Source organism: Streptomyces sp. ID05-26A, from assembly GCF_033794685.1.
In the GTDB taxonomy this organism is placed as follows: Bacteria; Actinomycetota; Actinomycetes; order Mycobacteriales; family Pseudonocardiaceae; genus Lentzea.
Genome location: NZ_JARAYZ010000003.1, coordinates 475,052 through 486,585, shown reverse-complemented (window position 1 = coordinate 486,585; position 11,534 = coordinate 475,052). Strand labels below are relative to the sequence as shown.

The window sequence follows — 11,534 nt, the reverse complement described above, 5'->3', positions numbered from 1 at the left end:
CCCGCACTGACCGGGTGCGGGGCCCGTCCTCGCCTCGTCACGGCGAGGCGGATCTCAGGCGTGGGAACGCCTTCCTCACGACGACGCGAAGCTCGGGCGCGGGGCCCGTCCTCGTCACGGCGAGGCGAAGCTCGGATGCGCCGGCTGGTTGTACGCGGTGTTCTGGAACGCCACCGCCACCCGGTACTGCCGGTCCTGCAACAGCGACACCCGCCGGATCGACGTCGGCTCGGTCGTCGAGTAGATGCGCAACGCCCGGTTGTCCGTGGTCCGCCAGATGACCTCCTCGCGCCAGTCCCCGTAGATGTCCGCGGCCAGCGCGGGCGTGGACTTGGTGCCGTTGTTGGAGGCCACGCCGGACCCGGTGAGCAGGCGCGTGTCGCCGTTGGGTCCGTACTTGTCGATCGTGGTGCCGTTCAGCAGTTCGCGCTGGGCGTCGCCGTCCCACCAGATCACGAAGTTGATCGACCCCGGTTTGCGCGCGGCCACCTGGGCGCCCGTGGTGCCGCTGCGCAGGCCGCCGACCGAGGACGACCACGCCTCGGCACCGGGGTTGCCCGCCCAGATGTCGGCGGCCACTCCCCTGCCGTTGTCGCAGCCGCACGACGGCGCGCTCCAGATGATCTGACCGGTGCGAGCGTCACCCATCCAGTGGGTGAGGTCGGTGGTCGACTCCGACGGCTTGAACACCTCGAGACCAGCGCGAGACGGGATGAAGTCGCCGACGTGCAACGCGTCGCCGTGGCGGGTGCCGTTCTGCCACAGGCCCCGGCCGTTGTCGTCGATCGCCATCGAGCCGTAGATGATCTCGTCACGCCCGTCGGCGTCCACGTCGGCCACCGACAGCTGGTGGTTGCCCTTGCCCTCCCAGGCCGAGCGGTTCGACTGGGTGGCCGAGTCGAACGTCCAGCGCTGCGTGAGCTGTCCGCCCCGGAAGTCCCAGACCGAGATCACGCTGCGGGTGTAGTAGCCGCGCGCCATGACGATGCTCGGGCGGGAACCGTCCACATAGGCCGTTCCGGCCAGGAACCGGTCGACCCGGTTGCCGTAGTTGTCGCCCCACGACGACACGGTTCCGCGCGGGGGCACGTAGTTCTCAGTGTCGAGCACCGCGCCGTCCGTGCCGCGGAACACCGACAGGTACTCGGGTCCGGCGAGGACGTACCCGCTGCTGTTGCGGTGGTCCGCGCTCGCGTTGCCGATCACCTGGCCGGTGCCCGACCTCGTGCCGTCGGCGGTCTTCACGGCGACCTCGGCGCGGCCGTCCCCGTCGTAGTCGAACACCTGGAACTGGGTGTAGTGCGCGCCGGCCCTGATGTTGCGGCCGAGGTCGACCCGCCACAACCTGGTGCCGTTCAGCTTGTACGCGTCCAGGTACACGTTGCCCGTGTAACCGGACTGCGAGTTGTCCTTCGCGTTGGTGGGATCCCACTTGAGCACGAGGTCCTGCTCGCCGTCACCGTCGAGGTCGCCTGCCGACACGTCGTTCGCCACGTAGGTGTACGACTCGCCCGACGGAGTCGTCCCGCCAGAAGGGATCTGCAGCGGGACGTCCCTGCTTGTCGCGAGGGTGCCGACGGATCGCGTGGCCGCCGCCGGTTCCACGCCTCCCAGCACCGGTCGCACCGAGTAGGACGCCGTCGGGGGCGCGCCCGCGTCGAGGTAGCTCGTGGCCGTCGTCAGCGGTGCCCGGTTGACCCGCACACCGTCCCGGTAGACGTTGAACGCCACGCCGGCCGCGTCGGAGCCGAGCAGTTGCCACGACACGAAGTTGCCCTGCGCCGACCGGATGCTCACCAGCCCGCGCTCGGGTGGCTCGTCCGCCAACGCCGGCACGCTGCCCGCAGTCACCGCGGCGAGCACAACAGAGATCCACAAAGAATTGAAACGTTTCATACGAAGAACGTTAGCGTCGAACAAGTCGAATGCCGGGAAGACGAATTCTTTCGACTCGATTCGATCAGAATGCGTCGAGCCAGCCGCACATGCCGAATCGCTGCGGGGTCTGCGCCCGCGTCACGTGGACGTCCGCCTCGGCCAGGTGCCCGATGTCCCCGTCGCGCAACCGTTCCAGCTGCTCCCCGGTGCGTTCGGCCGACGCCAGCGCCCCTTCCCGCCAGCGCTTCTCCCACGCGTCCAGTGTTCCCTGCTTCAACCTCACGGCGGCGCGGTAGAACTCCTCCAGATCGGCTTCGGTGCCGTCGCGCAACTCCAGAAACCCTTCGAGGGCGAGATCTCGTCGCCGCCGGGCCGATTCCTCGTCACCGGCCCGCGCCCGCGCGGAATAGATCTCCGAATCGGCCAGCACCTCGGCGGGAAAGGTGAACACCGCGTCACCGGCCTCGGGCAGGCCGCTGTTCTGCATCAGCACGATGATCCGCAGATCACCGTCGTTGACCAGGCGGTGGATCGTGCCGGGCGTGAACCAGGCGACGGTGCCCTCGCGCAGCGGTGTCTCGGCGAACCCGCGCGGGGTCAGGGTCTGGACGCTGCCCTGACCGCCGATCACGTAGTAGCACTCCGAACAGGCGAGGTGGACGTGCGGCGAGCCGCCGCACACCCCGTCCACCGCCGGCCAGTCGTAGACCCGGAGGCCGGAGATGCCCACCCCGCCGGGAAACGGCGTCACCACGGATGTTCCTCCACATGGGATTCCAGTCGGTCGCGCTCCCACTCACCGTTGCCGACGACCAGCCGGTAGCGCAAGGTCAGCGCGTCACCCGGATCGAGCTGCACCGTGTCGTGGAAGGCGAACGACGGGTTCACCGCCGCGAACGGCGTGCTGCGCACGAACCAGTGCGTGTCCTTGTTGTCCGGGTGGTCCACGAACAGCAGCGTCGACGACCGGTCGACCTCGTCGTGCCGGCCGATGAACGCGAGCCAGCGCGCGGCCTGTCCCATCATCTCCTGCCCGGCGCCCCCGTCCGCGGCGATCACGACGCCGTCGGTGAACGACCGCGGGCCGCGCCAGAAGAACCCGGTGTAGCCCGCGAGCTCGCGCCCGTTGGTGGTCGGGCTGCCGAAGACCAGCGGCTCCTGGCGCAGGTTCGTGAGCGTGGTGGCGAACTCCAGCGTCCACGAGTCGTCCTCGACGTCGCGCACGGTGAACGAACGCGCCTCGCCGACCCAGTGTTCGCCCGCCTCCGTGAACCACGACAGCCGCTCGCCGATCCGGGCCCCGTCGACCTCGAACTCCTCGTGCCGCATGGTGCCGACGTTCGGCAGCACCACGTAACCCTGGTCGCGCACGTACGTGACGCCGCCCCAGAAGTTCTCCCCCGACACGTCGGTCGCCGTCATCTGCACGCCCTTGTGCCAGCGGTGGTCGTGCGGCCGGAACGCCGTCACCACGTCGCCGGCGAGCGTGCGCACCGGGTGCAGGTAGGGCTTGGGCCCTTCGAACGCGGGCGTCGACGGCCGGTGGACGTACCGGAAGAGCTCGACGTCACCCACCGACGCGGTGAGCACCTCGTCGTCCTGCCGCGTGATCACCGGGCGTTCGTCCACGGGGCACCGATCCCTTCCATCGTCGCGTAGAACGGGCTGTCCGGACCCAACTGGCCGGCCTCGACGACGGTGCCGGTGAACGCGGAGGCGTAGAGCGCCGCGATGAACTCCATCGTCCGCCGGGTGTCCGCGAGGCTCACCGGAGGCGTCTCACCGCTGTCCAGCGCGTCCAGGAACGCCGCGAGCTGCCACCTGTGACCGCTGACGACCCCGGACGGATCCGCACGCCAGCGCGGGAGTACGTCGTCGTGGCCAGGCGCGGGAGTCACGGTCCAGTGCGCGTCGGTGTAGCCGTAGAGGTGCTCGACCTCGACGGTGGCGCGTTCGAAGTCGAACCTCAGCTGCGAGGTCTCCCTGGGCGACAGCAGCGAGTTCACCACCGAGGCGACCGTGCCGTCGGCGAACGTCACCAGCGCCATCGAGACGTCCTCGGTCTGCACGTCCCGCGCCTGCCGCACGGCCACGGCCCGGATCTCCCGCCACGGCCCCAGCACCGACAGCAGCAGGTCGAACTGGTGGATGCCGTGGCCCATCGTCGGGCCGCCGCCCTCGCTGTCCCACGTCCCGCGCCAGGGCACGTCGAAGTAGGCGTCGCCGCGGTACCAGAGCGTGTCGCACTTGGCGACGAACGACCTCCCGAACACCCCCTCGGAGACCAGCCGCCGCAACCGGACGGCGGCGGGCCCGAAGCGGTGCTGGAACACCGTCGCGACGCGGCCGGCCGACGCGCGTTCGGCCGCGATCAGGGTGTCGACCTCGCCCAGCGACATCGCCGGCGGCTTCTCCACCAGCACGTTGACGTTCGCGGCCAGGCATTCGAGGGCGAGCGGCACGTGGTGGCGCGGCGGCGTGCACACGTGCACCACGTCCAGGTCCTCCGCCTCCAGCAACACGGTGGAAGTGGGGTGTGCGTGCGGCACACCCCACTCCTTGGCGAACGCCGAGGCGCGATCGGCGTCCACGTCCACCACCGCCACCAGTTCGACGCGGTCCCCCGCCGCGCGCAACGCCTCGGCGTGCGCCGACGCGATGCCGCCCGTGCCGACGATGGCCGCGCGCCTCACTTCGCGGCGTCCACTTCGGACTGGACTTCCTTGATGAACGACGCCGCCGCCGCGTCCGGTGTGGTCCGGCCGAACAGCACGTCCTCGGTGTGCCGCTTGAGGATCGTGTCGAGGGTGCTGGCACCGTTCGGCGTGATCCTGGGCGGGTCGCTGACCGGGACGGTGTCGAGGTACTCCTTGGCGGCCTTGTCGGTGTCCTTGAGCTGACCCGCGATCGCCTCCCGGATCTTCTGGTTGGCGGGCACACCGCGTTCGGTCAGCAGGACCTTGGCCGCCTCCTCGTCGTTGGCGAGGAAGCTGACGAACGCCGAGGCCTCGGCCGGGTACTTCGACCGCGCGGACACCGACCAGAACATCGACGGCTTGTAGTACGCGCCCGGTGCCGTGCCCTGGGTCTCACCGGGCAGCCGCAACAGCTTCAGCTTCGCGCCACTGGCGGCGGTCAGCGCGGTCAGCTGGGTGTTCCACCACAGCCCGAACGCCGCGGTGCCGGTCGCGGTGGCCGACTGGTTCAGCCCGGCGGAGGCCTTCTCGATCGTCACCGACGGCGGCGCCGCGATCCCGGACTTCGCGAGGTCCAGGATGTACTGCCAGTAGTCCCGCGCGATCTCCTGCGGCAGCACGACCTTGGCGTCGGCGTCGAACATCGCCTTGCCCTGCTGCCGGGCCCGGATGCTCAGCCCCGCCGCGTCGTTGATGCCGGGCGACTGCACGCCGAACACCTGACCGCCACCGGCCTTCGAGACCTGCTCGCCGATCTTGCGCAGGTCGTCCCACGACCACTTGGTGTCGTCGGGAACCGGAATGTCGTACTTCGCCAGCAGGTCGAGGTTGACCATGATCGAGTACATGCCGAGGCCGACCGGCAGTCCGTACTGCTTGCCGGCGATCGCGCCGGTGGCGAGCGCCTTCTGGTCGAAGTTGGCGGTGTCCAGGTGTTTCTTGGACTCGTTCAGGTCGAGCAGCGCGCCGCGTTCCGCGTAGGAGGCGATGTAGAGCTCGTCCATCTGCATGATGTCCGGCGCGTCGTTGGCCGCCATCGTGGTGGCGAGGCTGTCCCAGTAACCGTTCCACTCCTTGAACTCACCTTTGACGGTGATGTTCGGGTGCTTCTTCTGGAACATGTCGATGACCTGCTGGGTGCGCTTGTGCCGGTCGTCGGCGCCCCACCAGGTGAAGCGGAGCGTGACCTTCTCCGTCGTCAGGTCGCCACCCGCGTCGGAACCGGATCCGCACGCCGCCAGCAGGGACGCGGTCAGCGACAGCAGGACCGCCCACGCGGTCCCGCGGCGAACACCTCTGAGCATGAGCTGTCCTTTCGGCTACTTGCCCCCGGTCGTGGCGATCCCCTTGACGAGGTACCGCTGACCGACGAGGAAGGCGAGGAAGATCGGGACGAGCGACACCACGCTCATCGCGAACTGCGAGCCCCACGACGTGGCGACCGTCGAGTCGACGAACGAGCGCAGGGCGACGGGAACCGTGTACATGTCCGGATCCGTCAGGTAGATCAACTGGCTGAAGAAGTCGTTCCACGTCCAGATGAACGTGAAGATCGTGGTGGTCGCGAGCGCGGGCGTCATCAGCGGCAGGATGATCTGCAGGAAGATCCGCGGATGCCCGCAGCCGTCGATGCGTGCCGCCTCGTCGAGTTCCCGCGGCAGGCCCCGGATGAACTGCACCATCAGGAACACGAAGAACGCGTCGGTGGCGAGGATCTTCGGCACGATCAGCGGCAGGAACGTGTTGACCCAGCCGATGTTCGAGAACAGCACGTACTGCGGCACGATGATCACGTGGATCGGCAGCATGATCGTGCCGAGCATGATCCCGAACCACCACCGCTTGCCGCTGAACTGCAGCCGGGCGAACGCGTAGGCGGCCATCGAGCACGACACGAGGTTGCCGACGATGCAGCCGAGCACCAGCACCGCCGAGTTCAGCAGGTAGGTGCCGAACGACGGCGTGAGCGCGTTCCAGCCCTCGGCGTAGTTCTCGGTCTGGAAGCTGTCGAGGATGAGGCCGGGGCTGCGGAAGATCTCGTCACCGGGCCGCAGCGAGCTCGCGACCATCCACAGCACCGGGTACAGCATCACGAACCCGATGAGCACCAGGCCGAGGTGCTTGAGGGGAGCGGACAACCGTCTAGTCGTCATAGAACACCCAGTACTTCGCCGCCCAGAAGTTGATCGCGGTGAACGCGCCGATGATCAGCAGCAGGAACCACGCGAGCGCCGACGCGTAACCCATGTCGAACCGGCTGAAACCCTGCTGGTACAGGTAGAGCGTGTAGAACATCGTCGAGTCGGACGGCCCGCCGGTGCCGCCGGAGACCACGAACGCCTGGGTGAACGACTGGAAGGCGTGGATGATCTGCAGCACCAGGTTGAAGAACAGGATCGGCGAGAGCAGCGGCAGGGTGATCCGCCGGAACCGGTCCCACCAGCTCGCCCCGTCGATCGCGGCGGCCTCGTAGTAGACCTCGGGGATCTGTCTCAGCCCGGCCAGGAAGATGATCATCGGTGAGCCGAACGTCCACACGTTCAGCACGATGAGGGTCGACAGCGCCGTGTCGGGGTCGGAGATCCAGCCCCTGCCCTCGACGCCGAAGAAGCCCAGCAGGCGGTTCACCAGTCCGTCGGTGCCGAAGACCTGCGTCCACAGCACCGCGATCGCCACGCTCGACCCGAGCAGCGACGGCAGGTAGAACGCCGAGCGGTAGAACGCGAGCCCCCGCAACCCGCGGTTGAGCAGCAACGCGACGCCCAGTGCGCAGGCCAGCTGCAGGGGCACGGACACGAGCACGTACGTGAACGTGACGCGCAGCGCGTTGTGCAGGCGGGAGTCGCTGAAGATGCGCGCGAAGTTGTCGAATCCGATGAGTTTCGGCGGCTGGATCAGGTTGTACTTCGTGAACCCCAGCGCGAAGGACGCGATCACCGGGCCGATCGTGATGAAGAGCAGTCCGGCGAACCAGGGCGCGAGGAACCAGAACGCGGCCCTGTTGTCACTTTTCCGGACCTGGACACCACCTCGGCGCAGCTGCCGCAGTTCGTCTAGAGCGCTCATCGCCCCCGGCCCCGGTCGTCTGGAAAACGCTTTCCGGAGTCTGCATCGGTGGTCTGTGAGCGTCAAGCAAGCCGTCGAATCGCATCGAACAAATCCGTCGAACGACCGTGTTCCGTTTCGACGTCGATCCTTTGTGGACTGACGGAGGACGTGAGGGCGGCGGCCCCGGGCAGGGAGCCACCGCCCTCCGAGTCTCTCGGCCGTCCCTCTACGCGTAGGGGTTGCGCCCGGAGAGTCCGCCCACCTTGCACGGGCCGTTCGCCGCGTCACGGCAGACCACGACGCCCATGTAGGTGATCGAGTCGCCGCTGATCGACCACGTCAGGTCGTTGTACGACGAGTAGTCCTCCTTGTCGCAGCCGGAGTGGTCGTACCGGCGGGTCGGCGTCGTGTCGGGGTGCAGCGAGCCGTTGTAGAAGAGGAAGTAGGCGTAGACCGGCTTGGCGTCGCAGCCCCAGTCGGACACGAGCAGGTCGATGTTGCGGACCGAGCTGCGACCGGCCCAGTCGAACGTCGCCCCGGCGTACCCGTAGTCCTGCCCCGAGTAGATGAACTCCTGCGCGGCGGCACTGGCCGAGGGCGCGTTCACGACGACAGCGGAGAGCGCGACCACGGCGGCGGCCGCGACCCGTCCGGCGATCTTGCTGAAGGTTCTCGAAACCATGGCGGCAGTCAACAGTCAGGACCCGTGTCCGGAAAGCTGTTGCGCCTGAGCGCAATACCTCGCTATTCCACCGCGCACTTCACGCTGTTGAACGTGAAGGCGGTAGGCGGGGTGTGAGTGCGGCGGGAGGTGCCGTTGAACCCGAACTGCACCGACCCGTCCGGTGGGATCTGCCGGTTGTAGCTCGCGTTCGAGGCGGTGACGATCCGGCCGTACTGCCAGCCGGAGGCGTCCCACATGTCGCGGACCGACTCGTCGTTCGCGAAGGACCAGAGCAGCGACCAGCCGTTCACCGGCGCGGTGCCGGTGTTGCGCACGGTCACGCTCGCCTGGAACCCGCCGGACCACTGCCCGGTGACCCGGTAGGTGACGACGCAGCCCTTCGCCGGGCGGGGCGGAGTCGTGGTGGTGGGCGGCGGAGGTGGTGGAGGTGTCGTGGTCGTGGTGGTGGGAGGAGGCGGGGAGGTGTCGGAGCCCTTGCACGGTGGCCCCCACAGCCCTCGTTTCGCCGCGGACGCCTCGTCCCTGGCGCTGATCAGCGGCCCGCCGTCGACGCCTTCCGGCCGCAGCGCCCCCTGCCGCACGGCGAGCACCGCGTAGTCGGTGCCGTCCTCCAGTTCCAGGTCGACCACACCGATCGAGAGCACGGTGTATCTCACCGAACTCGCCACCAGGGTCGACCTGGCGAAGGTGAGCGCGGCCGCCGCGAAGCACTCCTTCGGCTCGGCCAGCGAGGCGACGACCACCCTGGTGCCGTCGACGAACTCGACGGTCCGCCCGTCGATCACGTCACGCACGACGGTGAGCACGTCCTGGGGCGGCACCACCTCGTTGACCAGCGTCGGAGCCGACAGCGAGGGCAGCGGCGACGTCGGTTCCGGTTCCGCTTCCGGCTGCGCCGAGCACGCGGTGAGCAGCATCAAGATCACCAGCAAGTGCCTGCGCGCCGCCATCACTCCCCCGACAGTCCACCCGAGAGCGACGTCCGGTCACCGTCCGCTGTGGACGACGCGCGAACCTCGCTGCTGGACTGTCGGCCTGGTTGATCAGCGCGTTACGGCCGGGTCACCGGGTCTTGCCGGGCGGCGCCGTGCAGAACACCCGCGGCGTGCCCCAGGCGTTGGCCGCGTCCCGGCTCCCGCGCACGTCCATCAGCGTCAGCCGGTCGACGTCGGAGAGGTCGACCTCGACGTGCTGGGGAGCGTCGGCGATGCCCGCCTGACGGGTGGCGGCCTCCTTGTCGTCGGCCCTGACGACGAACTGACCGACCCCGTCCTGCCCGGACGAGGCGGCGTCCTTGCCGACCCACACCGACAGACGGGTGCACTTGCCCGCGGTGACCCAGGTGGCGCGGTTGTTCGGCTGGGCCGCGGACGAGACGGCTCCACCCCGGATGCCGCGGGCGAACGGTTCCTTGCCCACCCCGATGCCGATCGACGGCACGGACTCGTGCCCGCCGCCGGTCTCGACCGTCTCGTAGGTGGTGAGGTCGTACCAGTTCTCCTCGGGCGGCGGCGGCGCGGCCAGCGCGGGTGTCGTGGGGAGGACGGGGGGCTCGTCGCCGTCCAGCACTCCGCTGACGACGACCGTGGTCCCGATGATCAGCACGATCACCAGGGCGCCCACGCCGGCGACCCACTTCCCAGGTTGGTGACCCACGCCACTTTCCTGCCCAGTTGTCATGCCCGGCTTTGTCTTTCGTGAGCGGTTCTTCGTTACAGAATCGACGTGACCCGCTCACACAGGGATGTCATCCCCGGTCAGCCGCCGTTGAGGAAGAGCCCCAGCCAGGCCACCACGAGCAGGAACGCGACCATGCCCGCGAAGTGCCACGGCACGAGGTCGAACCCCTTGCGCACACCGCCGCCGTCGGCAGGCGCGGGCACCGGCCGGTGCCGCTCGATCGCCTCCCGGATGGAGGCCTGCACCCGGCTGCCGCGCAACGAACTGGCCGCGGAGAACGCCCCGACGGCGACGCCGATCCGCTCGCCCGAGGTGGTGACGAGGGTGACCTCCCGCGTCGCCTCGACCGACGCGAGGTCGGCCCACGGCACCCAGTACCGGCGGAACCAGTTCACGACCAGCACGCCCGAGTCGTAGACCTTCACCACCGAGTGCGCGCCGACCATCCACATGAACCACGTGAGCGGTGCCATGATCGCGATGAACTCCAGCTGGTGCCCGAACCCGTTGCCCGGGAACGGGTTGAGCAGCACGTACGCGGTCGTGCCGAGTGCTGCCAGCGTCACGACCCAGCTGAAGGTGCTGTCGAACTTCCTGCGCAGCACCGCTGCCGCCCTGCCTCGGCTCATGCCCACACGATAGGACTTGTCCATGCACCTGACGTCCTTCATCGACCCGAAGCTCGCGGCGCACGCCGAGGAGTCCCGCCGGGTGAACACCGAACGAGGCATCAGACGGGGCCCGAGCAGCTTCGAGGAACTGATGGCGTCGCGCGGCGAGATCCCCGGCGACAACACGCTGGTCGAGGCGGGCGGGCGGCAGGTGCCCGTCAGGATTCACGAACCCCGCACCCGGCCCGGCGGCGTCTACCTGGACTTCCACGGCGGCGGCTTCTACATGGGCTCCGCGAAGCAGGACGACGCCCGCAACCAGCGCCTGGCGGACGCGCTCGGAGTGGTGGTCGTGAGCGTCGACTACCGGCTCGCCCCGGAACACCCCTGGCCGGCCGCACCCGACGACGCCGAGACGGCGGCGCTCTGGCTCCTCGGCCACGCCGTGGCGCGGTTCGGCACCGACCGGCTCGTGATCGGCGGCTTCTCGGCCGGATCGACCCTCGCCGTCACCACCCTGCTGCGGCTGCGCGACCGGGGTGAGGCCGGACGGTTCGGCGGAGCGGCCCTGCAGTTCGGCACGTACGACCTGAGCGGGGTGACCCCCGCCGGCCGGTTGATCGCGGACGAGTACTTCATCGAGGCCTACGCCGGCGACGCACCCGACCGCACGCTCCCCGACATCTCCCCCGTCTTCGCCGACCTGCGCGGGCTGCCGCCGCTGCTGATGGTCATCGGCGACCAGGACGTCGTGCTGGAGGACAACCTGGTGATGGCCGCACGGGTCGTCGCGGCCGGGGGCGAGGTCGACCTCGAGGTCTACCCGGAGTCGCGGCACGGCTTCACCAACCGCGACACGGAGATGGCTCGGGTGGCTTGGCGGGACATCGAGCGGTGGCTCACCGCGTGCTTCTCCTAGACTCCGCGAACCGGAGA

12 protein-coding genes are annotated in these 11,534 nt (G+C 69.0%); 1 reads left to right on the top strand and 11 read right to left on the bottom strand.

Annotated elements, in window-relative coordinates; genetic code table 11:
• Positions 1-114: 114 nt before the first annotated feature.
• The 11 genes from PV646_RS29640 to PV646_RS29590 form a co-directional block, all read right to left on the bottom strand.
• Complete coding sequence (locus tag PV646_RS29640; RefSeq protein WP_500345576.1) at positions 115-1,896, bottom strand: rhamnogalacturonan lyase; 1,782 nt, start codon at positions 1,894-1,896, stop codon at positions 115-117.
• A 64-nt stretch (positions 1,897-1,960) separates the two neighbouring features.
• Positions 1,961-2,629, bottom strand: coding sequence for a cupin domain-containing protein (locus PV646_RS29635; protein ID WP_500345865.1), 669 nt, complete (start codon positions 2,627-2,629; stop codon positions 1,961-1,963).
• Positions 2,626-3,507 (bottom strand): DUF6807 domain-containing protein, encoded by an 882-nt coding sequence (locus tag PV646_RS29630; RefSeq protein WP_500345575.1) that lies wholly within the window; start codon positions 3,505-3,507, stop codon positions 2,626-2,628. The genes PV646_RS29635 and PV646_RS29630 overlap by 4 nt, the downstream gene beginning before the upstream one ends.
• On the bottom strand, positions 3,489-4,571 hold the full coding sequence (locus PV646_RS29625; protein WP_500345574.1) for a Gfo/Idh/MocA family protein: 1,083 nt from the start codon (positions 4,569-4,571) through the stop codon (positions 3,489-3,491). The genes PV646_RS29630 and PV646_RS29625 overlap by 19 nt, the downstream gene beginning before the upstream one ends.
• Positions 4,568-5,878, bottom strand: coding sequence for an ABC transporter substrate-binding protein (locus PV646_RS29620; protein ID WP_500345573.1), 1,311 nt, complete (start codon positions 5,876-5,878; stop codon positions 4,568-4,570). The genes PV646_RS29625 and PV646_RS29620 overlap by 4 nt, the downstream gene beginning before the upstream one ends.
• A gap of 15 nt (positions 5,879-5,893) precedes the next feature.
• Positions 5,894-6,727: a carbohydrate ABC transporter permease gene (locus PV646_RS29615; protein ID WP_500345572.1), complete on the bottom strand. Its 834-nt coding sequence runs from the start codon at positions 6,725-6,727 to the stop codon at positions 5,894-5,896.
• Positions 6,717-7,640, bottom strand: a complete 924-nt coding sequence (locus PV646_RS29610) for a carbohydrate ABC transporter permease (RefSeq protein WP_500345571.1) — start codon at positions 7,638-7,640, stop codon at positions 6,717-6,719. The genes PV646_RS29615 and PV646_RS29610 overlap by 11 nt, the downstream gene beginning before the upstream one ends.
• Positions 7,641-7,848: 208 nt before the next feature.
• Positions 7,849-8,304: a hypothetical protein gene (locus tag PV646_RS29605; RefSeq protein WP_500345570.1), complete on the bottom strand. Its 456-nt coding sequence runs from the start codon at positions 8,302-8,304 to the stop codon at positions 7,849-7,851.
• A 62-nt stretch (positions 8,305-8,366) separates the two neighbouring features.
• Complete coding sequence (locus PV646_RS29600) at positions 8,367-9,257, bottom strand: cellulose binding domain-containing protein (RefSeq protein ID WP_500345569.1); 891 nt, start codon at positions 9,255-9,257, stop codon at positions 8,367-8,369.
• A gap of 112 nt (positions 9,258-9,369) precedes the next feature.
• Entirely contained in the window at positions 9,370-9,963 is a 594-nt protein-coding gene (locus PV646_RS29595; protein WP_500345568.1) for an NPCBM/NEW2 domain-containing protein, read from the bottom strand.
• A gap of 101 nt (positions 9,964-10,064) precedes the next feature.
• On the bottom strand, positions 10,065-10,616 hold the full coding sequence (locus PV646_RS29590) for a PH domain-containing protein (protein WP_500345567.1): 552 nt from the start codon (positions 10,614-10,616) through the stop codon (positions 10,065-10,067).
• A 22-nt stretch (positions 10,617-10,638) separates the two neighbouring features.
• On the opposite strand from PV646_RS29590, the gene PV646_RS29585 reads away from it, so the two are divergent.
• Positions 10,639-11,517 carry an alpha/beta hydrolase gene (locus tag PV646_RS29585; protein WP_500345566.1) on the top strand — a complete coding sequence of 293 codons (879 nt, stop codon included), beginning with the start codon at positions 10,639-10,641 and terminating at the stop codon, positions 11,515-11,517.
• Positions 11,518-11,534 lie beyond the last annotated feature (17 nt).

Excerpts from the sequence above, each read along its gene's own strand:
- PV646_RS29640 (WP_500345576.1), bottom strand. The coding sequence starts at position 1,896 with ATGAAACGTTTCAATTCTTTGTGGATCTCTGTTGTGCTCGCCGCGGTG.
- PV646_RS29585 (WP_500345566.1), top strand. The coding sequence starts at position 10,639 with ATGCACCTGACGTCCTTCATCGACCCGAAGCTCGCGGCGCACGCCGAG.
- PV646_RS29620 (WP_500345573.1), bottom strand. The coding sequence starts at position 5,878 with ATGCTCAGAGGTGTTCGCCGCGGGACCGCGTGGGCGGTCCTGCTGTCG.
- PV646_RS29615 (WP_500345572.1), bottom strand. The coding sequence starts at position 6,727 with ATGACGACTAGACGGTTGTCCGCTCCCCTCAAGCACCTCGGCCTGGTG.
- PV646_RS29605 (WP_500345570.1), bottom strand. The coding sequence starts at position 8,304 with ATGGTTTCGAGAACCTTCAGCAAGATCGCCGGACGGGTCGCGGCCGCC.
- PV646_RS29610 (WP_500345571.1), bottom strand. The coding sequence starts at position 7,640 with ATGAGCGCTCTAGACGAACTGCGGCAGCTGCGCCGAGGTGGTGTCCAG.
- PV646_RS29600 (WP_500345569.1), bottom strand. The coding sequence starts at position 9,257 with ATGGCGGCGCGCAGGCACTTGCTGGTGATCTTGATGCTGCTCACCGCG.
- PV646_RS29590 (WP_500345567.1), bottom strand. The coding sequence starts at position 10,616 with ATGAGCCGAGGCAGGGCGGCAGCGGTGCTGCGCAGGAAGTTCGACAGC.